General features: G+C 42.2%; 21 protein-coding genes and 1 other annotated feature (1 of these 22 cut by a window edge). Of the genes, 6 read left to right on the top strand and 15 right to left on the bottom strand.

What is annotated here, in order from left to right:
- Positions 1–176: a binding site (T-box leader), on the bottom strand; it reaches 59 nt to the left of the window's first position.
- A gap of 180 nt (positions 177–356) precedes the next feature.
- Complete coding sequence (locus HMPREF9421_RS05220; protein ID WP_006595956.1) at positions 357–2,018, top strand: Rqc2 family fibronectin-binding protein; 1,662 nt, start codon at positions 357–359, stop codon at positions 2,016–2,018.
- A 40-nt stretch (positions 2,019–2,058) separates the two neighbouring features.
- Here the strand turns inward: HMPREF9421_RS05220 and budA are convergent, their stop codons facing one another.
- From budA to HMPREF9421_RS05205, 3 genes are all read right to left on the bottom strand, one after another.
- A complete protein-coding gene (budA, locus tag HMPREF9421_RS05215; RefSeq protein WP_040803238.1) occupies positions 2,059–2,775 on the bottom strand; it encodes an acetolactate decarboxylase in 717 nt (238 codons plus the stop codon).
- A 147-nt stretch (positions 2,776–2,922) separates the two neighbouring features.
- The gene (locus tag HMPREF9421_RS05210) at positions 2,923–4,161 is read right to left on the bottom strand and encodes a tetratricopeptide repeat protein (RefSeq protein ID WP_006595954.1); all 1,239 of its coding nucleotides are present in this window, start codon (positions 4,159–4,161) and stop codon (positions 2,923–2,925) included.
- Positions 4,151–5,320, bottom strand: a complete 1,170-nt coding sequence (locus HMPREF9421_RS05205; protein WP_006597368.1) for an AI-2E family transporter — start codon at positions 5,318–5,320, stop codon at positions 4,151–4,153. The genes HMPREF9421_RS05210 and HMPREF9421_RS05205 overlap by 11 nt, the downstream gene beginning before the upstream one ends.
- Positions 5,321–5,494: 174 nt before the next feature.
- On the opposite strand from HMPREF9421_RS05205, the gene HMPREF9421_RS05200 reads away from it, so the two are divergent.
- Both HMPREF9421_RS05200 and HMPREF9421_RS05195 read left to right on the top strand, forming a co-directional pair.
- Positions 5,495–6,505: a lactonase family protein gene (locus tag HMPREF9421_RS05200; protein ID WP_040803235.1), complete on the top strand. Its 1,011-nt coding sequence runs from the start codon at positions 5,495–5,497 to the stop codon at positions 6,503–6,505.
- 76 nt (positions 6,506–6,581) lie between these two features.
- On the top strand, positions 6,582–6,767 hold the full coding sequence (locus HMPREF9421_RS05195; RefSeq protein WP_006595951.1) for a hypothetical protein: 186 nt from the start codon (positions 6,582–6,584) through the stop codon (positions 6,765–6,767).
- A 102-nt stretch (positions 6,768–6,869) separates the two neighbouring features.
- On the opposite strand, the gene eno is transcribed toward HMPREF9421_RS05195, so the two are convergent.
- Positions 6,870–8,174, bottom strand: a complete 1,305-nt coding sequence (eno, locus tag HMPREF9421_RS05190) for a surface-displayed alpha-enolase (protein ID WP_006595950.1) — start codon at positions 8,172–8,174, stop codon at positions 6,870–6,872.
- A gap of 186 nt (positions 8,175–8,360) precedes the next feature.
- On the opposite strand from eno, the gene HMPREF9421_RS05185 reads away from it, so the two are divergent.
- On the top strand, positions 8,361–8,804 hold the full coding sequence (locus HMPREF9421_RS05185; protein ID WP_006595949.1) for a DUF1694 domain-containing protein: 444 nt from the start codon (positions 8,361–8,363) through the stop codon (positions 8,802–8,804).
- A 323-nt stretch (positions 8,805–9,127) separates the two neighbouring features.
- Here the strand turns inward: HMPREF9421_RS05185 and HMPREF9421_RS05180 are convergent, their stop codons facing one another.
- From HMPREF9421_RS05180 to HMPREF9421_RS05145, 8 genes are all read right to left on the bottom strand, one after another.
- A complete protein-coding gene (locus tag HMPREF9421_RS05180) occupies positions 9,128–10,246 on the bottom strand; it encodes a glycerate kinase (RefSeq protein WP_006595948.1) in 1,119 nt (372 codons plus the stop codon).
- Positions 10,247–10,338: 92 nt separating this feature from the next.
- Complete coding sequence (gene ezrA, locus HMPREF9421_RS05175; RefSeq protein WP_006595947.1) at positions 10,339–12,063, bottom strand: septation ring formation regulator EzrA; 1,725 nt, start codon at positions 12,061–12,063, stop codon at positions 10,339–10,341.
- A gap of 86 nt (positions 12,064–12,149) precedes the next feature.
- Positions 12,150–14,099: a DNA topoisomerase (ATP-hydrolyzing) subunit B gene (gene gyrB, locus HMPREF9421_RS05170; protein WP_006595946.1), complete on the bottom strand. Its 1,950-nt coding sequence runs from the start codon at positions 14,097–14,099 to the stop codon at positions 12,150–12,152.
- A gap of 12 nt (positions 14,100–14,111) precedes the next feature.
- A complete protein-coding gene (locus tag HMPREF9421_RS05165) occupies positions 14,112–14,675 on the bottom strand; it encodes an HAD-IA family hydrolase (protein WP_006595945.1) in 564 nt (187 codons plus the stop codon).
- 179 nt (positions 14,676–14,854) lie between these two features.
- Positions 14,855–15,412 carry a DJ-1 family glyoxalase III gene (locus tag HMPREF9421_RS05160; protein ID WP_006595944.1) on the bottom strand — a complete coding sequence of 186 codons (558 nt, stop codon included), beginning with the start codon at positions 15,410–15,412 and terminating at the stop codon, positions 14,855–14,857.
- A gap of 1 nt (position 15,413) precedes the next feature.
- Positions 15,414–16,658: an FtsW/RodA/SpoVE family cell cycle protein gene (locus HMPREF9421_RS05155; protein WP_006595943.1), complete on the bottom strand. Its 1,245-nt coding sequence runs from the start codon at positions 16,656–16,658 to the stop codon at positions 15,414–15,416.
- 16 nt (positions 16,659–16,674) lie between these two features.
- Positions 16,675–17,682: a YeiH family protein gene (locus HMPREF9421_RS05150; protein ID WP_006595942.1), complete on the bottom strand. Its 1,008-nt coding sequence runs from the start codon at positions 17,680–17,682 to the stop codon at positions 16,675–16,677.
- Position 17,683: 1 nt separating this feature from the next.
- A complete protein-coding gene (locus HMPREF9421_RS05145; RefSeq protein WP_006595941.1) occupies positions 17,684–20,143 on the bottom strand; it encodes a bifunctional DnaQ family exonuclease/ATP-dependent helicase in 2,460 nt (819 codons plus the stop codon).
- A gap of 158 nt (positions 20,144–20,301) precedes the next feature.
- Here HMPREF9421_RS05145 and HMPREF9421_RS05140 point away from each other — a divergent pair, with 158 nt between their 5' ends.
- Positions 20,302–20,943: an MBL fold metallo-hydrolase gene (locus HMPREF9421_RS05140; RefSeq protein WP_006595940.1), complete on the top strand. Its 642-nt coding sequence runs from the start codon at positions 20,302–20,304 to the stop codon at positions 20,941–20,943.
- A gap of 38 nt (positions 20,944–20,981) precedes the next feature.
- Here HMPREF9421_RS05140 and ftsX read toward each other — a convergent pair whose 3' ends face one another.
- From ftsX to prfB, 3 genes are all read right to left on the bottom strand, one after another.
- On the bottom strand, positions 20,982–21,908 hold the full coding sequence (gene ftsX, locus HMPREF9421_RS05135; RefSeq protein ID WP_006595939.1) for a permease-like cell division protein FtsX: 927 nt from the start codon (positions 21,906–21,908) through the stop codon (positions 20,982–20,984).
- Positions 21,901–22,593: a cell division ATP-binding protein FtsE gene (gene ftsE / locus HMPREF9421_RS05130; RefSeq protein ID WP_006595938.1), complete on the bottom strand. Its 693-nt coding sequence runs from the start codon at positions 22,591–22,593 to the stop codon at positions 21,901–21,903. The genes ftsX and ftsE overlap by 8 nt, the downstream gene beginning before the upstream one ends.
- A gap of 42 nt (positions 22,594–22,635) precedes the next feature.
- Positions 22,636–23,731 (bottom strand): peptide chain release factor 2 gene (gene prfB, locus HMPREF9421_RS05125; RefSeq protein ID WP_111674402.1). Its coding sequence is split into 2 segments (ribosomal slippage): positions 22,636–23,658 and positions 23,660–23,731, totalling 1,095 coding nucleotides; the frame shifts between segments, so codons are not numbered across the junction.
- A gap of 197 nt (positions 23,732–23,928) precedes the next feature.
- Between prfB and HMPREF9421_RS05120 the strand changes: the two genes are divergently transcribed.
- Positions 23,929–24,786, top strand: coding sequence for a metallophosphoesterase (locus tag HMPREF9421_RS05120; protein ID WP_006595936.1), 858 nt, complete (start codon positions 23,929–23,931; stop codon positions 24,784–24,786).
- Positions 24,787–24,833: the final 47 nt, after the last annotated feature.

Below are 24,833 nucleotides of genomic sequence, written 5' to 3'. Positions count from 1 at the left end.
ATATCTCTGTCTTGTCTAGCAACAAGTTGCACGATAAGGTGTGCCGACCGAATTTTTATTGTTTCAAATTCATCTCATCATTAGTCCAATTTCATAAATGTCCACTACCCACTTCCACCAACCGTGAGCTCTCTATTAAATTTTCATTTATTACTTTTCTAATTGAATCCATTGTAAATGTTTCCGTAAGCCTTGTCAATACTTTTTTATGTTTTTTTTGAAAACGTTCGTCATTTCCTGAAAATTCATTTTCTAACGGATGCTTTTACAAGGATTGAAAACCGCCTTCTTACTGGGTTTTCAGGCACTTTTTTGATATAATTTACTAGAACTAGTCTAGAATGTTGAGGAACCCCATGTCTTTTGATGGATTTTTTTTACACCATATGGTGAATGAATTACAAAGCGAACTCCTATATGGTCGCATCCAAAAAATTAACCAACCCTTTGAACAAGAGTTGGTTTTACAAATTCGTAGCAACCGCAAGAATCAAAAACTCTTGCTGTCTTCCCATTCTGTTTTTGGTCGGATTCAACGGACCCAGACCAATTTTGAGAATCCTGCCTTCCCTAATACCTTTATCATGGTCATGCGCAAGTATCTCCAAGGGGCAGTCATTGAGCAGATCCAGCAACTGGAGAATGACCGTATTTTAGAAATTGCCGTCTCTAATAAAAATGAGATTGGAGATGATATATCTGTGACCCTGATCATCGAAATCATGGGTAAGCACAGCAATATCATTCTTCTGGACAAGGCGACTGGAAAAATCATCGAAGCGATCAAGCATGTGGGCTTCTCACAAAACAGCTACCGGACCATCTTGCCAGGTTCTACCTATGTAGCTCCTCCAAAAACCGAAGCGGTCAACCCCTTTACCATTAAAGACGAAGCCTTATTTGCCTTTCTTCACCGAGAAGAGTTGACACCAAAAAACCTTCAAACCCATTTCCAGGGTCTTGGTCGAGATACTGCTCAAGAATTGGCCAGTCGATTAGAAACGGGAGAAAAATTAAAAACCTTCCGAGCTTTCTTTAAAGCTCCAACAGATCCCCGTCTAACAAAAAAATCTTTTGCTGCTCTCGCTTTTGCTGATAGCCATGAGGAGACCTTCGAGACCTTATCGGATCTACTCGACCACTACTACTTGGACAAGGCTGAGCGCGACCGGGTCCAGCAACAAGCTGGGGAACTGATCCGCAAGGTGGACAATGACCTAGAAAAGAACCGGAAAAAATTGGCCAAACAGGAAGCTGAACTAGCAGCGACAGAAAATGCCGAAGAATTCCGTCAAAAAGGCGAACTGCTCACCACCTTCCTCCATCAAGTCCCAAATGATCAAGACCAAGTCACCTTAGACAACTACTATACCAACCAGCCTATTACCATTGCCTTGGATAAGGCCTTGACCCCCAGTCAAAATGCGCAACGCTACTTCAAGCGTTACCAAAAGCTAAAAGAGGCCGTCAAACATTTGACCTCTCTCATCCAGGAAACCAAGGAAACCATCTCCTACCTAGAGACGGTCGAGACCGCTCTGGCCCAAGCCAGCCTTTCTGAAGTAGCCGAGATTCGCGAAGAGCTGATCCAAACAGGCTTTATCAAACGACGTAATCGAGAAAAAATCCATAAACGGAAAAAACCAGAGAAGTACTTAGCATCAGACGGCAAAACCATTATCCTGGTCGGCCGGAATAATCTTCAAAACGAAGAATTGACCTTCAAAATGGCTAAAAAGGACGAACTCTGGTTCCACGCTAAGGATATTCCAGGTAGTCACGTGGTCATTACAGGTAACCTCAATCCTTCAGATGAGGTCAAAACCGATGCAGCTGAGCTGGCAGCCTATTTCTCTAAGGGACGCCTGTCCAATCTGGTCCAAGTCGACATGATTGAAACCAAAAAACTTAACAAACCAACCGGAGGAAAACCTGGCTTTGTAACCTATACCGGTCAAAAAACCCTACGGGTCACACCTGAAGAAGAAAAGATCAAATCTATGCGCATCAGCGAGTAGACAACGTAAAAGGACTGAGAATCATCTCAGCCCTTTTGTTTTATTCTGATTTGGTGATATCCTCTTTGACCTGGTCAACATTGAACTTGGCAAAGAGATACTGGCGGTCCTGGACGGGGAAGCGTTGGTCCAATTGATCAATGGCTCCAACTTCGACGATGCCCTCTTTGATGACAAAATCCATGACATGCCCCCCGAAGGTATGGTCATCTGAGATAAAGTGAAGGTGATAGCCTGCTACACTGACCCCATGAAACATCTCTGGCGTCCAAAAACCAACAATGGTTCCTGTAACATTTTCTCGTGTAAATTCTGGCTGATGGGTCGCCACATCTGCAAATTTGGTTTCCGAGGTCGATTTGGGAATCATGCGCACATGCATTTTTGCAAAATCACCATGAATCTTAATCGAACGAAACAGATTTTCGCCATCATAATAAGATTCAATGCGAGCCTCTAATTCCTCATCTGTCATTTCAAAGCGTTGCCGAAAAATCACTTCGGCCTGATGGGGAACAATGGCCGCATAAGGGACGGTCGCATCTGGAGATACTTCCACAATCTCTGGTTCCTCTCCTGAACCCTTAGCTTGATAAGCCTTACCATCTAAGACGATCAATTCGCCATCGATTGAGTCCAAGGTCCCAATTCCTAAATCTCCGTGCTCTAGTAATTCTTTAATGGTAAAGGATCCCCCATAGAGACCTGCCATCAAAGCCCCCAAGGTATTGTATTGAAACAATTTCACCGGTTCCATTTTTTCTCCCTCATTCATCTTGTCTTCTTTTTAGCCCTTCCAGTATACCATATTCTCAAGGACAATAACAGAAAGACTGATTAAAAAAGAGCGGGCCAGAACAATGATACACACTTGTTCGGATCCCGCTCCACCTGGGTCATTTAATTATTCTTCTAGCAACCTCTCATAGAAAGCTTGCATTTGCCCATCATCTGGCACTAGCTGCAAATAGCCTTCTGCCACTTCCCGGGCTTTTGCAATATCCCCCAACTCTCTTAAGAGGAAACTATAGCTTTCTAAGAACTCTGGATTTTCTTTCAAATCTGGGTAGAGCTCTTCATAGATTGGTTCTGCTTTTTCAACCTCTTCGAGTGCTACCAAGGCACGAGCGATATTCCAGCGGGTGACGACATTCTCCACTTCCACTTCTTGCCATTCAAGGACGTCTTCATAGCGTTCCTGTTCCAAATAAAGGGTTGTTAGGCGAAGGGCGATGTCTTCAAGGTCCTCAGCTACTTCTTTGGCTTCTAACAGATAGTTTTCTGCCTTTTCTGGCTGGTGCAACTCGTAGGCCAACTGGGAAGCTAGAAGGAGGAGGTAGGCGTCGAAAGGATTCTTTTGGATCCCCTGCTCTGCTATCGCTAGCGCTGTTTTTCGGTCATTCTCAGCTTGTAGAGCCAAGGCATAGCCGTATTCATACCCTTCAAAATCTGGTGACAGTGTGTCAATCTGCTTGAAGTAGATCAGCGCCCGTTGATACTCTTCTCGGTCATAGAGAAGGGTTGCCAATTCAAAGGCAATCTGGTCATCAAACTCGATTTCCAAGGCCTTTCCTAAAAACTCAATGGCAGCCTCAAACCGACCTAGATTCGCATAGGCATAGCCGATCCGCTGATAGGTAGAAATGCCTGTTTCTTCTAAAATGAGGCGGTTGTCTAACTGAGCATACTCTTGAATGGCTTCTTGGTAATTTTCGAGTTCCAGATCAATCTCTGCCAAGCCAAGCTGAATGATCGGATCATCTGAAAGAGTCGCTGCTTCCATCAGCTTTTCCCGAGCCACATCTGCAAGCCCCTCACTTTGGTAGAGGTCCGCCTTGACTAGGAGACTGGCTAAATACCATTCCGAACTTTCAGGGATTTCTTCCAAATAAGTAAAGGCTTCTTCCATTAGACCATCCTCGGCTACAATGGTCGCTAGACTCAGATAAACCTCTGGATAATCATCTCTTAGATGCAAGTAGGTTTGCTTGGCTTCAGGATAAAAACCGATACTTTCAAAATACTGGCCCAATTCTAACAAGGTTGCTGGATCGTCTTCTAGCAAAGCCTTTTCCAAATAAGCCGGCAAGCGATCTAACTCTTGTTTCTCAATTGCTTTTAGAATTTTTTGACTATTCTTCACGTTGAATTTCCTCAATTTCGTCCTTTTCGTACAAGCCACTGACATCTTTGTACCACTCAAATAGAGCACTGATAACTACTTTAGCTGAAGCGTAAACTGGGATTCCTAAGAAGACTCCCCAGATTCCAAACATAGAGCCAGAAGTAATCAATACAAACAGAATCGTGATCGGGTGGATATTGAGCTGACTACCCAAGACAAGTGGGGAAACGAAACGTCCCTCGATGGTTTGCTCAACAATAAAGACAATAACGACTTTGACAAACATCTCTGGTCCTGCCACCAAGCCCAAGACTAAGGCTGGGAGCATAGCCAAGAAACTACCCAAGTATGGAATCAAGTTCAGAAAACCAGCGGTTACACCAAGTGTCACTCCGTAACGAAGTCCAATGATCTTAAACAATAGAATGAACATCAAAGCTACGATGATGGCAACAGTGATCTGACCTCTGACATAATTGGCCAATTGTGTATTGACATCAGACAGCACCTTGCCTGCTGATTCGCGAATCTTGGTTGGTAAGAAGCGGATGATCTGCCCTTTCAGGTTCTTTCCATCTCTCAAGAGGTAGAAGACGATGAAAGGCATAATAATCAGAGCAATAATGACCTGAGAGGCGACCGCAATCAGATTGCTGACCCAGTTGACTGCACGGGCAGAAAAGGAACTCGCCCAGCTAGTAATATTCTCTGACAACTGGCTGGTCCATTCATCCAGTTGAGGCTTGATTTCTGGCGACACTTTGTTGTCTAAGAAATCATCAATGGTCATATTGGCCTTTTCCAAGTAATCTGGCAGATTCTTCATAAAACTGAGCACCTGACGCTGAATGGCTGGAATAGCGACGGCCAAGCCCCATAAAATGAGAAGGGCAATCAAGATGAAGACGATGGAAATCGCAATAATCCGCTTAACTCGGTGCCTTTCCAAAAAATCAACAATTGGATTTAACAAATAATAGAGGAGGCCTGAAATAATGACGGGTAGCATGACCGCTGCTCCAAACTCTAACAGCGGTGTAAAAATAAAACTAATCTTGCTCAGAACTAAAATATTTAATCCCATTAGCAAGGCTACTAAGAAAACAGTAATGGCCTTATTATCAACAAACCATTTAAAAAACCAGGATAAACTAAAATCTTTTTCTTTATGTTCCACAGGAATCTCCTTCGTTTTCAATCTGTTTTTATTTTAGCATTTTTAGTTCATAATTTCACGGTATAGCCAAAGGTGAGGTACATTTTGTTCCTGAACTCCTCAATCCTTCACCTAATCGTTTTCCATCCCCTTCTTTTCTGTTATAATGGAGCTATCAACAAAGTCGAGGTGCATGTGATGCAAGATATTTATTTCGGAACCTATACCAAACGAGACTCCAAAGGAATTTACAAAGCTTCCTTCGATGAAAGAACTGGTCAGCTTAGCGACTTGCAACTAGTTGCTCAAGAGCCAAATCCAACCTATCTCGCTTTTTCAAAAGCTGGTTTCTTATACAGTGTAGGAGCCGAAGAGGGTCTTGGCGGCATTGCGAGCTTTAACCCTGATCACCAGTTGATTAATCACGTCGTCGATGAAGGAGCCCCCCTCTGTTATGTCTCTGTTGATGAAGCGCGTGGGTTGGTCTATGGAGCTAACTATCACAAGGGACAAGTCCTCTCTTATCGCATCCATGAGGATGGGCATTTGACCTTGGTCGATCAAGCCACTCATCAGGGTTCTGGACCTCACGAAAACCAAGCCAGTCCCCATGTTCACTATGCAGATCTCACTCCTGATAAACTGCTTATTACTTGTGATTTGGGGACTGATCAAGTCGTGGTCTACCAAGTCGATGATCTTGGAAAACTGACAGAAGCTCAAACCTACCAAACTGCTCCAGGTGCTGGTCCGCGACACATCATTTTTCATTCTCATTACAAGACGGCTTACCTGATTAATGAATTAAACGCCACCATCGATGTCCTTTTCTATGATGGACTTGGCTACTTTGAACATTTCCAAACCATCTCAACTCTACCAGAAGATTATGAAGGTCAAAAATGGGCTGCTGCTATTCGCCTCTCCGAGGATGGGAAATTCCTCTATGCCTCTAATCGGGCCCATAACTCCATTGCAGTCTATGAAATCTTGGCAGATGGTAGCCTAGTGCTTCTTGAAATCGTTCCAACCAATGGACTCAATCCACGCGATTTCATTCTTAGTCCAGACCAAGAATACCTCATTGCAGTTCATCAAGATTCAGACAATGCTACTGTTTTTAAACGCGACAATACGAGTGGTAGATTGACTGAATTGAGACATGATTTCTACGTACCAGAGGCGGTTTGCGTCCTCTTCAACTAAGAATCAAAACGCTTGCTAGTTTGGTTGAAAAATGATTAAATAGTGATATTAATAAATAGTTTATAGGAGAAGCCTCATGAACCCAATGGATTTGTTTAACCAAGTCAAAGAAATGATTGAAAAGAAAGATTTCGATGATGCTAAAAAATTTATCGATGACAACAAGGATAACCTTGGTGACTACCTAGAACAAGCCAAAGCTCTTGTTGCTGGAAACGATCTCGTCAGCGGTGCTGTTGATAAAATCAAAGGCTTGTTCTAATAAAACGATTCCTCAACTATCTAGTTGAGGATTTTTTGTAGGCCCAATACAAAAAAAGATCCTTGAGAAAACTCAAGGATCTTTTGTATCTAATTAACTAGATTATTTCTTAAGGTTGTAGAATGATTTCAATCCACGGTATTCAGCTACTTCACCAAGTTGGTCTTCGATACGAAGCAATTGGTTGTATTTAGCGATACGGTCAGTACGTGAAAGTGAACCAGTCTTGATTTGTCCTGCGTTTGTTGCAACTGCGATGTCAGCGATTGTTGAATCTTCAGTTTCACCTGAACGGTGTGATACAACGGCAGTGTAACCAGCTTCTTTAGCCATTTCGATAGCTTCGAAAGTTTCAGTAAGAGTACCGATTTGGTTAACTTTGATAAGGATTGAGTTAGCAGCACCTTCTTGGATACCACGTGCAAGGTAGTCAGTGTTAGTTACGAAGAAGTCGTCACCAACCAATTGAACTTTCTTACCAAGACGTTCAGTAAGAGCTTTCCAACCTTCCCAGTCGTTTTCATCCATACCATCTTCGATAGTGATGATTGGGTATTTGTTAACCAATTCTTCAAGGTAGTCGATTTGTTCTGCAGATGTACGAACAGCAGCGCCTTCACCTTCGAATTTAGTGTAGTCGTAGACTTTACGTTCTTTATCGTAGAATTCTGATGATGCACAGTCAAATCCGATGAATACGTCTTTACCTGGTACATATCCAGCAGCTTCGATCGCAGCAAGGATAGTTTCAACACCATCTTCAGTTCCTTCGAAACGAGGAGCGAATCCACCTTCGTCACCTACGGCAGTTTCCAAACCACGTGATTTAAGGATTTTCTTAAGAGCGTGGAAGATTTCAGCACCGTAACGAAGAGCTTCTTTAAATGTAGGTGCACCAACTGGCAAGATCATAAACTCTTGGAAAGCGATTGGAGCATCTGAGTGAGAACCACCGTTGATGATGTTCATCATTGGAGTTGGAAGAACTTTAGTGTTGAATCCACCAAGGTAGCTGTAAAGTGGGATTTCAAGGTAGTCAGCAGCAGCACGAGCTACAGCGATAGACACACCAAGGATTGCGTTCGCACCCAATTTACCTTTGTTAGGAGTACCGTCAAGAGCGATCATTGCACGGTCAATAGCTTGTTGATCACGAACATCGTAACCGATGATTGCTTCAGCAATGATGTTGTTTACATTGTCAACAGCTTTTTGAGTTCTAAGACCACCGTAACGAGATTTGTCACCATCGCGAAGTTCAACTGCTTCGTGTTCACCAGTAGAAGCTCCAGATGGAACCATACCACGTCCGAAAGCACCTGATTCAGTATAAACTTCTACTTCAAGTGTTGGGTTACCGCGTGAGTCTAGGACTTCGCGAGCGTAAACATCAGTAATAATTGACATTTCTTACTCTCCTTTGAGTTTAAATTTTTTACACCTCTATGATACCTTAAAAATACGCGTTTTTCAAGAAAAAACGTTATCTTTGTGCAGATTTTCCTTAACTTTATCAAGAAATCGCTTTCTTTTTGTTTGGATCAGCCTTTATTCGTTTGGCATTTTCAACCTAAAGTATGATATACTATTCTTATGACTGATCTATCTAAAGAAATTATGGAAAAGGCTAACGGTGGCCTAAAATTAAATCCTGATGAACAGCGTCGCTTTCTAGGTACGTTTGAAGAGCGCGTTCTAGGATATGCCGATTTAAAAACAAGCAATAGTCCTCAGCTTCAGAAGGGCTTTTTGAAGGTGCTGAAAAGATTGAATGAACAAGCTAGCCCTCTCTTTGTAAAGATTTCTCCAAATGTTGATTCTAGCGTCCAGTTGAGCTATCTAAAACAAGCAAAAGAATTTGGTTGCCAGGCGACTATTGTTTCGGAGGAACACGACTCCTCTCCTTTTGGGCTCGTGATTCATACAGATGCACCAGTTACCACTACTGACAAGGACCTCCGATCTGCTTTTGCAGATCTCTGGGAGGAAGAAAAGAAACCGACCAAACCTTCTCTTTGGAAGAAATGGTTTGGTTGATCAGAGCTGTCCCTTAGACATTTTATTAGTATTTAACATTAGATAGAAAAAAGCGGTTTAACCGCTTGAGTATGTAGACAAGCTATTGTTTTACATAAAACAGTTAGATGATTATCAAAAATGACTTTTAATTTTTAGTTATTTACGAAGATCAAAAACTTTCCGCTGTGAGAAAAATGCCTGAAACATAATTGTTCCAGGCATTCGGAATTATTGAGACCTTAGGCTCAATAATTAGTCATGGAACTTTGAAAAAGTTCGCTGACGTCCGTACTCACCTAAGGAAAGTTTTTCTGAAGACTTTATCTTCAATTTGAAGCGGTTTAACCGCTTTTTTCTATGCTTAATAGATTTCCGATATTTCTAGCTGTAAAGAGAAGATTTTCCCTCACATCCTTCAGAAGTTGCTCTAAACTATCGGGATGTTTCGTAATAGAAAAGGCACCAACTATATTTTCAAATGGGAGACTTGGTAAATCATCTGCAAGACTACCACAAATGGCTATTACTGGGATTCCTTTTGGGGTTCGTCTCGCAACCCCTATCGGAGCTTTCCCGGATAGACTCTGATGGTCCAGTCGTCCTTCACCGACAATGACCAAGTCTGCATTGACTACTTTGGAGTTAAAGTCGATCAGATCTAAACAGCTATCAATCCCTGATACTAGCCTCGCTTGCGCGAAGTCACAAAGACCCGCAGCAAGACCTCCACCAGCACCCATCCCTGCTTGAGTCAAAATACTTGGACAATGCTTTTCGTAAAAGCTGTTAATAGCTTGATCCACTTGTTCAAACATATTGGGACTGAGCCCCTTTTGTTTTCCAAAAATAAAGGTCGCACCATCTAGTCCACATAAGGGATTGGATACATCTGCTAAGATCTGTATCTGGACATCATCTGGGATCTTGAACGCTTCCTCTTTACGGATGGAATCCCAATCTAAAAGACTTTGTCCACAGGCCTTTAATTCTCTTCCTTCTCGATCATAGAATTGGTAGCCTAGTCCTACTGCAAGTCCCAGGCCCCCATCATTGGTCGCTGTTCCTCCAACCCCGATATAAATCTCCTTTTTTCCCTGTTTGATTAAAAAACAAATCAGTTCACCAATTCCTCGGGTCTCTAGGTCAAGTGGACGGCGTTGATCAACTGGAATTTTTCCTAAACCGATCAAGTCTGCTACTTCAAAGAGAGCCAAAGAATCCTTCTCCATATACCGCATTTCTACTGGCTCTCCAAATGGACCTGTGACAAGGGTAAAAGTTTCCTTCAATTCCAATGAGTAGCTGATGGCATCCACTGTCCCTTCCCCACCATCTCCAACAGGACAGGTGACTGGTTCTACATCAAGGAGTGACTGACGCAAGCCTTCTGCAATAATTTCCGCTACATCTTTCGCAGGTAAGCTTTCTTTGAATGAATCTGGAGCAATTAAAACTTTCATGGACTCATCTCCTTTTTTCTATCCTTCCCTTTCCCACCACAGCTTCATCTCCATAAAAAAACATCCAGGAATATTCTCCTGGATGTTTTTGATTAGAATCGGATGGATTCTCTTGTTTTTTCAAATGAGGTAACAAATCTCTCTGTTACTCCTGGTTCAACTGTTTCCAATGCTTCTGAAATGACTTTGAATGAAGCAGGATAGTCATACTCTTTTTCAAAGATGTACAAGGCTTCATCAAACGCTGCTTGGACATGATCGTCGAATGAACGATAGCGATTTGAGTATTGAAGCAACTGCTCTGTTAGAGTAGCATATTGTACTAATTTGTAGGTTTCTTCCTCTAACTCTGTCATATCGTTAGTCAAAATATCCAGGAGACGGTTGGCGTTTTCAATATTGACACGACGACCTTCTAACTCAGCCAAGAGAGCTTCTGTGTTATCACTTGCAGTGAAGAAGATAGTAAGGAAGGATTGAGGAATTCCAGGTAAGTTCCGCTTATCCATGTAACGCTTAATGGCATGTAAACGGTTGGCGTAGATATTTACCTTTTGACGAGCATTTGTGTCGTCTTTCTCAATCTTAGACAAGGTTTCGCTCAAAGCAATTTGATCATCTTCAATCTCTTTCAGACGTTCTTCAATCGCTTCTAACTCTTCTTGAAGGATAGAGTAGGCTTTTTGAGTTTCAGATGTATCCTTCAAGGCATCTTCTACAACGAGCTCTTGAGCTGTTAATTCAGCTTCTAACTCCTTCAAATGATTTTCCTTAAGTTCTTTGCTTTCAAATGTTTTGCTGAGACGTTCAACTTCTTCTGCTAAACGCTTGTTATTTTCCTTCGCATGGGCAAGGTAACCTGGTAAGGCTTTGACCAATTTTTCAACAACTTTGTGTGATTCAATTTCACGAGTGAAAATATCATACAAGGCGTTGATTTCTTCTTGAATCTGCTCATTTTCATAGAGCGCATTATCTAATTCAAGAGCAGCAACATTTTGCAGGTTGGCTTTCAAAGCTGCATGCAATTGTTGGAAACGTGCTTCCAAATCAGTCTCTGTAAAATGATAACCAGATTCCAAAAGTTTACGATGACCAGCTTCTAAATCTTCCAATTGATCAGGAAGAGTTGTTTGGACATCCTTCACAATTGCAGGAACTTTTTCAACAATATGCGTCAAGGCTACAATGTGGTTTTCAGCCGTATCCAAAATTTCTGCAGCTTCAACAGGGTCACCTGATGAATTCAAGGTTACAAATTTTGAAAACTCAACTTGAATATTTTCAGCTTGCTTCTCGATTTCGGGAAGTGCTGGGCCGTATGCGTCTGGATCAGAAGCTACTTGTCTTTGCAAGTTTTCAAACATATCCAAGGCATGAACAACCCGACCGCTATTCTTTTCTTCTTTTTCTTTTAATTCAGATAAAGCTTGACGGATGGCCTTGATATCTTCATCAATCAATTGAACCTGACTCTCAATATTTCCAATTGCTTGCTTGGCTTTTAAAAAGCGGAAAGAATTGTTGTAGCCTTCTGCTTCAAAGAGGTTGTTCTCGATATCAGCAAAAGAATTGAGGGATAGGTCCACCCATTTTTGATTCCATTCACGAAATGCAACTTGACTTTGACCAATCAAATGCATATTCTTCACTTCTTCTACTTCATCATTTACCGGAAGGTTATACAACTGTTCTTTTCGTTCTTCCAGAGATGCCAGTAAGGCTTCGTTACGCTTTCTCAATAAGACTGCCACTACATATCCTAAAACCAAGAGGACCCCAATGACAATAATGAGAATAATTAGTCCACTAGACATATAAAAACTCCTTCATTAAATTACTTGAAAGTAATCGTAGTTATTATATCATAAATATTCGAATAATTGGCAAATATCGCAGAATTTTATACATCAAGTGTACTATATTCGGCATTTTCTTCGATAAATTCACGACGAGGTTCTACTCGATCCCCCATGAGCATATCAAAGATTTTATCTGCTTCTGCTGCATCATCAACTGTCACACGCGCCATGAGGCGATGTTCTGGGTTCATCGTTGTTTCCCAGAGCTGATGATCATCCATCTCACCCAAACCTTTGTATCGTTGAATCGTTGGTTTGGAACGACCTTCAGAATAGCGCTCCAAGGCTTCAGCCAATTCTGCTTCTTGGTTGGCTCCTGGTTGGATGTATTCTTTGATTTCACTACCGACTTTTACACCATAGATTGGTGGTTGGGCGATGTAAACATAGCCTGCCTCCAAAACTGGTTTCATATAGCGATAGATCAAGGTTAAGAGGAGGGTTCGAATATGAGCTCCATCGACATCGGCATCTGTCATGATGACTAATTTTTGATAACGGGCTTTCGATACGTCAAATTCTGCACCAAAACCAGTTCCCATAGCTGTGAAAAGGCTACGAATTTCTTCGTTGGCTAAAATCTTATCCATGCTGGCTTTTTCCACGTTGAGGATTTTCCCTCGAATAGGGAGAATCGCCTGGAACTCGCGGTTTCGACCTGATTTAGCAGATCCTCCGGCAGAGTCTCCTTCGACGATGAAGAGTTCTGTCTCAGCTGGATTGTTAGATGAACAGTCTGCTAATTTACCAGGAAGGTTTGAGATTTCTAAACCAGATTTCTTACGGGTGACTTCACGGGCGCGCTTAGCAGCAACACGCGCTTTGGCAGCCAAAATTCCCTTTTCGACAATTTTCTTAGCAATCTGCGGATTTTCCAACAAGAAATCAGAGAAGGCATCGCTGAACAAGCGGTTGGTAATCTTCACCACTTCAGAGTTTCCAAGTTTGGTCTTGGTTTGTCCTTCAAACTGTGGATTTGGGTGTTTGACAGAAATCACTGCCGTCAACCCTTCCCGGACATCTTCCCCTGTTAGATTTTCTTCATTGTCCTTGAGAAGTTTATTCTTACGCGCATAGTCGTTGATAACACGGGTCAAAGCTGTACGGAAACCTTGTTCATGAGTTCCCCCTTCATGAGTATGGATGTTATTGGCAAAACTCATGACGGTTTCGTGATAACCAGTCGTATACTGCATGGCTACTTCAACCGTAATATCATCCAATTCTCCATCGGTATAAATCGGAGTTTCAAATATGACATCCTTGTTTTCGTTGATGTATTCTACATAACTAGCAATCCCACCCTCATAGTGGTAATCTTTCGTTTGCTCCTGCCCTTCACGCTTGTCCGTGATCGAGATCCGTAAGCCACGGTTCAAGAAGGCTAATTCTTGAATCCGTTTGTTCAACTTGTCAAAATCAAAGACGGTTGTTTCTGTGAAAATCTCTGGGTCTGGAGTAAAGTGAACAGTTGTACCAGTTCGATCTGTTTCACCGATTACTTCAAGATCTGCAACGACTTGACCGCGTTTGTATTCTTGGTAATGAATTTGACCATTCTTATGGACGTGCACATCCAACTGAGTCGACAAGGCATTTACGACGGATGATCCAACTCCATGGAGTCCACCAGAAACCTTGTAACCACCACCGCCAAATTTTCCTCCCGCATGGAGAACGGTAAAGACAGTCTCAACCGCTGGACGGCCCGTTTTTTCTTGAATATCAACCGGAATACCCCGTCCATCATCGACGACTGTAATCGAATTGTCCGCTTCGATAAAGACTTCGATATGGCTAGCAAAGCCTGCAAGGGCCTCATCGATTGAGTTATCGACGATTTCCCAGACCAAATGGTGAAGACCTTCTTTAGAAGTGGATCCGATATACATCCCCGGACGCATCCGAACTGCTTCTAAACCTTCTAAAACCTGAATCTGACTGGCATCATATTCTTGACCAGTCGTTTCTTGCTTCAATTCTTCTGTCATTCTTTCCCTTTTCTAATTAAAAATATAGGCACTTAATTGATCCATTGAGTCGAACAAATAGGTCGCCATGCCAGCTCTCTGACCAGCTTCGATATCAATCGGGCGATCTCCAATCACCAAGCCAGACTCAATCGCATACTTGTCTTTTAGATACAACATGGACGTAGGATCTGGTTTACGTGGAAAACCATCATCAGCAGTCACAACTTCTGTAAAGTAATGACGAATCCCTGTTTTTTCTAAGATGGTCTCTACATGATGGTCACGGTGAGAAACCAAAAAATGACGGGCTCCTACAGCTGTTAGACGATGCAATAACTCCTCAGTCCCCTCGAATAAGCAGGGGATTTCAAGAGCTTCTTTCTCTCGCTGTTTATACTCTCCCAAAAAGTCTGGAAGGTCTGAGGCAAACTGCTGAACAGCATAATCCGTGGAAACCTTTAAAGCTGCATAAACGGAATCATGATCAGCCTCCCTTTGGAAATACTGTAAGGTCGCTACAAAAGCTTTTGTAGAGGTCTCATAATTGTCCAATAAAGTCCCACCAAGATCCCATATAAAATCATGATAATCCATAGCTTCAATTATACCATAATTTTCAAAAAATTGCTTGTAAAGTCAATGTTTTCACGGTTTTTTTACAGTCATCTCCCACCTGTTTTACTTTCATTCAAAAAGCATTTATATTTTGACAAAACTAGCCTATAAAAAAATGAAGACAGGAATTTTCCTACCTTCATTTTTCTTCTCAACAACTAAGGGGCCGATGTTCCAAAAACATCTTGATAGAGCATCCCTTCTCTCAATGCTGTGGCATCTCCACCAAAATGGTTGACCAGGGCATAGGAAAAAGCAAGTGCTGTCGCAGGACCCCGACTGGTCAAGATGTGACCATCCTGAACCACTGCTTCCTTCACATAATGCTCTCTTCCAATTTCTTTTTCGAAGCCATCATAGCAGGTATAGCGTTTTTCATCAAGTAGTCCAGCTCGATCCAACACAATCGGAGCTGCACAAATAGCTGCTAGACTTTTTCCTTGTTCATGGGCTTCTTTTAAAGACTGAATCAAGCCCTCATGGTCGCGTAGATTTGCTGCTCCCGGCATCCCTCCTGGAAGGACAATGCCATCAAAATGATCCAACGAACCGGACCAGACCTCATCAACCTTCACTGTGATCCCATGGGAACCTGTCACTTCTGGATCAAATCCAACCATCAAACACTCGATTGCTGCTCTTCGCAAAACATCGACAACGGTCAAGGCTTCGATTTCCTCGAAACCATTTGCTAACATCACTGCTACTTTTGTCATATCAAATTATTCCTTTCTCGTGTAGTCGACTCAATTGTTTCTGTCTCAATAGTCGACTTTCTTTTTTCCGTTCTTCACTCACCCTATTTTGATGGCTCATGGATAATAATAAACCAATCCCAATAAGGTTACTCACAATAGCGGATCCTCCTTGTGAGATAAATGGCAAGGGAATTCCAGTGAGAGGCAAGATCCCCGTTACAGCCCCAATATTCTCAAATATGTGGAAGACCAGCATCATGATGAAACCAGTTGAGATATAGGTGTAAAATTGATTATTAGATTTCAGGGTAATGCGCAACATCTTATAAACTAGAAACATGTATAAGAGAAGGAGGCACAGTCCTCCTACAAATCCAAAATCTTCCGCGATGACCGTAAAAATCATATCACTCTCCCTGACCGGGATCAACAGATTAGATACATTAAAACCTTGCCCCAATAGACCACCGCTGGCAATGGCCAGCTGTCCCTGAGCCTGTTGGAAGGTCATGGTTTGTGCATAATCAAAAGGATTCAACCAGGCTAAAATGCGGTTCATCTGATAGGTGGGCATCCCCAGAGTTTGATGGAGAAAGGCCCGCCCACCGTCGGATAGAAAGACGGCCAAAAAGAGAGCAATTCCACCTGCGAGGGTCAAAAAGACTGGTAAAATGATTTTCCAAGAGACCCCTGAAATAAGGACTACTCCTGAGAAGATAGCCATAAATACCAAGGAGGTTCCAAAATCATGTTGAAAGGCTAGAAGCCCTAGGACCGGTATGGTATAGGCAGCAATTTGGAGAATGAGAAAAAAGTCTTTTTTTAGCGTCCGATCTTCTTCCCTATTGTTTCGTAAAAAATGAACAATCGCACGAGAGACCATCAAGATATAAGAAATTTTCATAAACTCTGATGGCTGAAAAAGGCTGATCCCCTTGTAAGCCACCCAGTTTTTAGAACCGGTCGAAGCAACCAGGTTTGGGTTGTAAAAATAAAGGGGCAAGACCATTAAGACCAAGCCAAAGACATACAAATAGGGCGTTACTTTCCATAAAAATTCTGTATTAAAGAGCATAACGACAAAACTAATCATACATCCTAAAACAATCCAGGCAACCTGTTGGCCTAAAATAGACCAAACCAAGTCAGGATAATCATTCGAAACTGCAATGTAGACTGACACCACACCAAATGCTAATAATAACAAAACAGTGGTGATCAAGGAGAAATCTCCTCTAAGTTTGAAAGACTGACGTCTCTTCATTTCATCTCCCTTTCATTTAGATTCTTAAAACGTGTTGAAGTAGCAAACTAGAAATGGATACAGCTAGCCAGGCCACAAGTCCGATGAGGAGAGGAGCAACCCCCTGCTTACGGAAGGCCTGAATAGACACTTGACTTCCAATGCCAACCAAGGCCATAGCCATCAAATATTGGGACAGCCATTTACAGAAGGGAATCCAAGAACTCGGAAACCACCCAAAGGACGTCACTAAAGAGGCCAAAAGGAAGTAAAAAATAAACCAAGGAACAATTTTACTCAATGCCACTTGCTTGCCTTCTCGATCCTGTTTCGACCGTCCTAGAAGTTTTAGTCCCAACATCCCAAAACAGATAGGAATTATCATCAGAGCTCGGGTCAACTTTACAACCGTAGCCACTTCACCCGCTGCTTTACTATAGGAAAATGCGGCCGCTACAACAGATGAGGTATCATTAATGGCCGTTCCTGCCCAAAAACCAAATTGCCGGTCCGTCATAGCAAGGAGGTGACCAAAGAAAGGAAAGAGGAAAACCGCTAGGATATTAAAGAAAAAGATGGTCGACATGGACAGAGCGATGTCATTTTCATCAGCTTCTAGAACGGGAGAGGCTGCCGCGATTGCAGAGCCTCCACAAATAGCTGTCCCCATTCCAACCAAGGCTGTTAAGATCTTTGGAGCTTTTAAGAGGTAGCCCATTGCAAAAGCAGAGAGAAAGGCAATACTGATGGTCGGTAAACTAATGACCAAAGAAGACAGGCCCAATTGGGTCACCTTTTGAAAGGACAAAGTAAAGCCCATTAAAATAATGGAATATTGCAAGAGTTTTTTCCCTGAATAGGCTAGTCCCGGCCTGCTATTTTGAGGCAAGAGTTGACTAGCATTCAAGAGGATCCCACATAGGATAGCAAAGAGACTAGAGCCAAGGATAGGTACTGCTTTTCCTAACACCATAGATAATCCTGCTGTGAGAGCGGCTAGCAAGAGACCGGGAACATACTGAGTTCCATTGGGTTTTTGATTCATGTTAACTCCTAAATTGTTCAACAACTTCTTTTACTTCTCCTGTCTTAGCAATGACAAGAGGAGCTATTTTCTCTAAACTAGCTTGAATCTGCGAACCATATTGACGATTTAATAAGCGTTGATCTAATAAAATGACCAGAGATTCTTGCTCGCTCGAACGACTCGAGCGTCCAAGAGCCTGCTTCAAGCGTAAGATAGCTAGTGGCAAACTATAATCATAGAAAGGATTTTTCCCTTCTAGGCGCAAGGTTTCATGCAGCTTTTGTACAAAGAAATCACTTGGATTATCAAAAGGAATGCGAGGAATGACTTGAATGATTTTTGCTTGCTGGGCAAAATCGACCCCTTCCCAAAAACTACCGGATCCTAAAAGGACGGAAGCTTCCCCTCTATCAAATCGGCGTTTAATAGTTGCTGCTTCACCATTCTTATACTGAGCCAGATGCCCCACTGTCATCAGCTGAGAAGTTGCTAAAAGCAAGTCCTTGGAAGTGAACAAGGCAAAGAGAGGCAAGCCAGTAGCTGCTAGATCATCCAAATAACTTGCTAAAGAGCCAGCTAATTCCTCTTGCGTCAAATTGGTCAAATCAGGAAATTCTCGATCGATGAAGATGGTTTGCCCTTGATGATAGGACAGTTCTTTCCCAATGAATTGGTAATTCTCAATTCCTAAAATCGAGGCTAGATTGACCTTTTTACTAATGGATAAGGTAGCTGAGACCAAGAGAAGTCTGGTAGTTGTTGGAATAAAGTCTTGAAGGGAAACCAAGCCCTCTCTTCCAGACTGCAAGCGAATTATCGGATGCTGATTCTCTTGTGTACGATCAATCCAAAAAATTTGAAAACGAGGATCAAAGACCGTTTTTAATGCAGCCAAGACCGGACTATCTAGTTCAGATAAATCCTGGCGAATTTTTTTCACCTGTTCCGGTGTTAGTTCGACCTTTCTGCTACCCGATTCAAGATGTTTGAGTAGAGCATTCAATTCAAATTGGAGACTCTCAAGGATCCGTCGTTTCAGCAAGGATTTTTCTATTTCTATCTCCCGTTGCAGATCTAGCATGAAATCTGATAATGATAAGGAAGCCCTTGAAAACTGCTCTAATGAAAAATAAAGTTTTTGTGCTTCATCCACCACTAGAGTCCGATTTTCTACTAGAGAAGGATCATCCTCTAATCGAGTCAATAAATAGGCATGATTGGTGAGCAAGACTCGACTCATTTTGGCTTTTTCTTGACCGAGACGCCAAAAATCTTCTGTGTAAAATAAAGATTTTTTTGATAGCTTCCCATCATGACGGATTCGTTGAACAAAATTCCCGTAACGATGAAGCTGTCCCACTTCGTTTAGATCACCCGTCCTTGTTTGGGTCAACCAGACTAGCAATTGCATTTTGAACCGATTCCATAGACGATTTTCCTCTGGTTCATGCAAGATTCGAAAGAACTCATCTAGTTTTAAATAATTTTGAGGACTCTTTAGGCTATGAAAAGATGTCTGAAAAACGTCCTCAATCATCTTAGCCTCCTGCTGCATAATCTGGTCTTGTAAGACCTTGGTTGGAACACTGACGACAATCTGGTCCCTTGTATGCGATAGTAAGGAAAGAAGGTAGCCATAGGTTTTTCCAATCCCAGTAGGTCCCTCGACAAAGGTTGCTACTTCTCTCGAAGACTGAAGACTTTCTTCAATTGACTGGGCAAACTCTTGCTGCAAGGGACGGGGTTCCATACCCATTAACTGGATATTAATAGCAAACTGATCAGAAAAATTCTTGGCATCTCTTTTGATCAGAAGCTTACGAAGAAAAATCCCATGGTGAGATGTCAAGTCCTCTTTATGAAAAGCTCCCGTATCCTCGAACGCATCCTCTATCAAGAGTCTCGACTCGTAAATCAGATTATCAGAAAATGACAGCAAGGTTTCCACCAATTCTCTTGGTAAGGAAGCAATCGTTTCACGAAGCTTAAGAAATAGCTGGGCGGTTGCTTGCGCATCAGAAATAGCTGAGTGGGCATGGTCTAGAGGAATCGCCAATTCTTCACACAGGCTACTTAAATTATATCTTTCTAGGGTTGGGAAAAAGACTTGGGCCAATTCAACCGTATCGATCCGGGGGGTTATGAGCTCAAAGCCTTCCCAAAACAATGATTCTGCCAAGAGATTGGCATCAAATTTGACATTATGAGCCACAAAGACAGCATCTTCAATCAGTTCGTATACTTGTCTGGCTACCTGTGAAAAGTCAGGGGCCTTCTTTAGTTGCTGATTGGTAATCCCAGTCAGTTGGCGAATATGTTCGTCTAGTTCCTCATGCGGATTGACATCAGTCTCATAGGTCTCTACAATCTGCCCATCTTGAATGATGACAATCCCGATTTGAATAATTTTTGCATTGCTGCTTGCACTGGTCGCTTCCAGGTCCACGACAGCATATTTTCTTTTAACATTCGTCGTCATAGCACTTAAAATTATATCATTTTCCGACTCGCTTTGCTTGGTATTTTATGACATTGAAAGGACCAAATCCAGCCAAGCGACAATTCTTCGGTTTCTAAAGGCGTTTTTGTCAGCTATTTTACAATATTTTTGATAGACTAATAGAGAAAGGAGCTCTTATGAAAATCCACCGCATTGTCAATCCCATCGCTTATGAAAACACCTACTTGCTTGAAAACGAGGACTATCTTCTGGTCGTTGATCCCGGGAGTGCCTGGGAACAAATTCGCAGCCGCATCGATCAACTCGCAAAACCAATTGCTGCTATTCTCCTCACCCATACCCACTACGACCATATCATGAGTTTAGAGAAGGTGCGGGAATCTTATGGCCATCCACCTGTTTATGTAGATGCTCATGAAGCAGCCTGGCTTCAAAGTCCTGTGGACAATCTTTCCGGACTAGACCGCCATTCTGATTTAATGGATGTGGTCTGTCAGCCAGCCGAAGAACTTTATGACTACCGAACAGATTATCATTTGAAGAATTTCCATTTTTATGTCCTTCACACACCAGGACATTCCATCGGAGGGGTCTCCTTGGTCTTTCCTGATGACCACCTTGTCTTGACAGGAGATGCCCTTTTCCGAGAAACTATTGGACGGACCGATTTGCCGACAGGAAGTGGTCCCCAACTCCTTGAAAGTATTGAGACACAATTGCTCACTCTTCCATCCTCTTACGCAGTATACCCAGGACATGGGAATGATACCACTATCGGTCATGAAAAAATGTTTAATCCCTTCTTTCGAAATCGATAAAAAAGGAAGTTCATCTGAACTTCCTTTTTTGTATATTCTTAAATCTTCAAGAAACGTCTCATTGAAATAGATGAGCCAATCGCTCCAATTAAAATACCGAGACCAAACAGTCCTCCGACCATAATCGGAACAAGAAGGTTTGGACTATATAAGAACAATTTCTGATCTTGTAGGGTATTGTACATAGACTTGTAGACAATATTATAGACATAATAAAGCAAGAGAGCTGGTGGAATTGCACCAATCAAGCCAATCCAGGCACCTTCCAGAAGGAATGGCGCACGAATATAGCCACTCTTAGCACCTACCAGACGCATAATCTTGATTTCTCGACTTCGTGAAATAATGGTAATCCGAATCGTATTAGAAATCAAGAAGACCGCGATAAAGATTAGTAAAGCGGCACCAATCAAGCCCCAAATACGGATGAAGTTCCCGAGAGCAAAGAGACGTTGAGTATCAACTCCCCCATCTTTTACTTCAGACACCCCTTCGATTTTCTTAGCGGCCTTGGAAACTTCTTTTACATACTTAGGAGCCGTTGTCTCTACAAAATAGGCATCATAGAGTGGATTGGCATCTCCGTCAAAAATTTTCCAGTTATTACCGGCAGTCTTGATCAAGTTTTCATATTGTTCTTCCTTGCTGGAGAACTCAACTTTATCAACATTCTTCATGGCTGTCAACGCATTATAGACTTTCTTGTAGTCCTCATTATCAACCATCTGGCCTTCTTTTTCGATCTGCTGGCTTTGATCTTGGATATCCTTGCGCATATAGACAACAATCCGTACACTATTTTGAATATCATCTGATAGCTTGATCGTATTCGCAATAACTGAGGCAAAAATCGCTACAAGTCCAAGTGTAATCATCACCGAACTAACTGCAGCAATGGTCATCCAGCCATTCCGTTTTAAACTTTTAAATGATTCAATGAGATGGCGGAAAAATCTTCTAATCATCGTATCCGTACTCTCCTTCCGCTTCATCCCGTACAACACGGCCATTTTCAATGGCGATAACACGGTGACGAAGTGTATTTACAATTTGGCTATTATGAGTCGCCATCAAAACAGTGGTACCTTGCAAATTAATTCGCTCTAAGAGGTTCATAATTTCCCAAGAGTTATCTGGGTCCAAGTTCCCTGTTGGTTCGTCCGCAATCAATACTTTAGGATTGTTGACGATGGCACGCGCGATAGCGATCCGTTGTTGCTCACCACCTGAAAGCTCATTTGGGAAGGAACGAACCTTGTGTTTCAAACCAACAAGGTCTAAAACTTCCATAACGCGTTTTTTAATGTTGCGACGACGCTCTCCGATTACTTCCATTGCGTAGGCAATATTTTCATATACGGTCTTTTTAGGAAGCAATTTGTAGTCTTGGAAGACTACCCCAACGTTCCGACGCAACATCGGAATATCGCGTTTTTTGATTTTATCTAAATCAAAACCAGCAACTTTCAAGCTACCTTTATCATGCTTCACCTCACGGTAAAGCAAGCGAATAAAGGTTGATTTACCTGCACCAGAAGGTCCTACAATATAGGCAAATTCTCCTGGTTCAATATGAACGGTCACTCCTCGAAGAGCTGTCGTTCCGTTGTCATACTTTTTGACAACATCTTTCATTTCAATCATTGACATGTATTGAAAATTCCTTTCCACATTTTATATAGAAGGAGGACTTTAATTGAGACGCCATTTTAAATAGGCATCAATAAAGCCATCAATATCTCCGTCCATTACTTTATCAACTTGGGCTACTTCATAGCTTGTACGGTGATCCTTCACCATGGTATATGGTGTAAAGACGTAGGAGCGAATCTGACTTCCCCAGGTGATTTCTTTTTTATCACCTTTTAAGGAATCTACTTCAGCTGCCTTCTTTTCTTGCTCCAATTGATAAAGTTTCGCCTGCAACATTTTCATTGCACGGTCACGGTTTCCGTACTGAGTCCGGTCAACCGTCGAAGCAACTACAATCCCTGTTGGGATGTGAGTCAAACGAACACCTGTAGAAACCTTGTTGACATTTTGTCCACCAGCTCCACCCGAACGGAAGGTATCCATCTTGATATCATCATCTCGGACTTCCACTTCAATGGTATCATCCAATTCTGGCATGACTTCAACTGATGTGAAGGATGTATGGCGACGTTTAGCTGAGTCGAATGGCGAGATCCGTACCAAACGGTGAACGCCCATTTCAGATTTCAACAAGCCATAGGCATGCGGTCCTTCAAAAGACAAGGTAACGGATTTAATCCCAGCCTCGTCTCCTGCCTGGTAGTCCAAGACTTCCACCTTGAAGCCATGAGCATTTCCGAAGCGGGTATACATCCGTAGAAGCATATCTCCCCAGTCCTGAGCCTCAGTACCACCAGATCCCGGATGGATTTCCAAGATTGCATTATTATTATCATAGGGTTCTGATAAGAGAAGCGTCATCTCATAACTGGTCATCATCTTATCCAACTCTATCAACTTCTCTTCTAGCTCTTCGTGAACGGATTCATCTTCTGAGAGAAACTCAAGAAGGATTTCGGATTCATCAAACAAGTCTGTCATTTGATGGAAATTCTCATAGGTTTGTTTCAACTCATTTAATTCCTGGGATGTCTTTTGCGCCGCAATATTATCATCCCAAAAATCAGGTTCTGTCATTTTGTTTTCCAAAATAGCAATTTCTTCTTCCAGACCCTCTAAGTCAAAGAGACCCCCTGAAAGAAGCTAATTTTTCACGATTCGCGTCAATTTTCTGACGGATTTCTGAAATATCCATAAGTACCTCTTTCTAAGTATCAGTCTATTATACCACAAACCCCGTCATTTGCACATAGTAAGAGATAGTAAGAATAGTTTACCCTACAAAAATCGCATAAAACCAGGTCGTTGTCACCTCCCTTGTTACATAATTGTTAGATTTGTTACATGTTGGTTACCTTTCACTTTCTCATCAACTTATGATACACTAGTGATATGACACGTATTGGTTTTATGAGTGACCTGCACCTGGATTCCAATCAGTTTGGCGAGGCCGAACGCATGCAACTCCTGCAGGTCCTACAAGAAGAACAGATTGATCATCTTCATCTAGCTGGAGACATCTCTAATGACTTTAAACAGATAAGCCTTCCCTTCATTCAGGACCTCCAAAGACAGTTTCCTGTTTCCTTTAACCTGGGCAATCACGATATGCTATCTCTTTCAGAAGAAGAAATCAAGCAGTATGATTTTCAGGTCCAGACCTTTGGAGACAGCCATTTAGTATCTCTTGCTGGATGGTACGATTATAGCTTTGTTCCTGAAAAGAGCAAGGAAGCCCACCTGCGTACCAAGAATACTTTCTGGTTTGATCGAAGATTGGAACGTCCTTTAGATGATCCAACCATCACGCAAGAAGATCTCTTCCGATTGGATCAGGTCCTCGCTTCTTTAGATGGTAGAATCATCGTCGCTCTTCACTTTGTCCCCCACAAGGACTTCCTCGTTAGTCACCCCTACTTTCAGAAATTCAACGCCTTCTTAGGTAGTCAAGCTTTTCACGATCTCTTTGTAAAGCACGAGGTAGCGGATGTCGTCTTCGGACACTTGCATCATCGCCATCCTTCCAGAGCCATCGATAACGTCCATTATCACATGCGGCCTCTTGGCTATATTCGAGAATGGCAACTGACAGAAGACTTTTTCAAGGCCTATCCACAGTACAAGATCCCTCACATGTATCGTCTTCATAAACGCTACAACGCTGTGAAAGACTTACCTGAATTTCATCAATACAAAAGACAGCAGTTAGCAAGCGAATTTCGTCAGGCTTTAACCATCCTTGACTGCTAAAAAGAAAAAGATTTCGACCCCACAGGGAATCGAAATCTTTTTTTCGT

Origin of the sequence: Streptococcus australis ATCC 700641 (genome assembly GCF_000186465.1) — a bacterium.
Classification (GTDB): Bacteria; Bacillota; Bacilli; order Lactobacillales; family Streptococcaceae; genus Streptococcus; species Streptococcus australis.
This window is presented reverse-complemented; position numbering and strand designations above follow the sequence as displayed.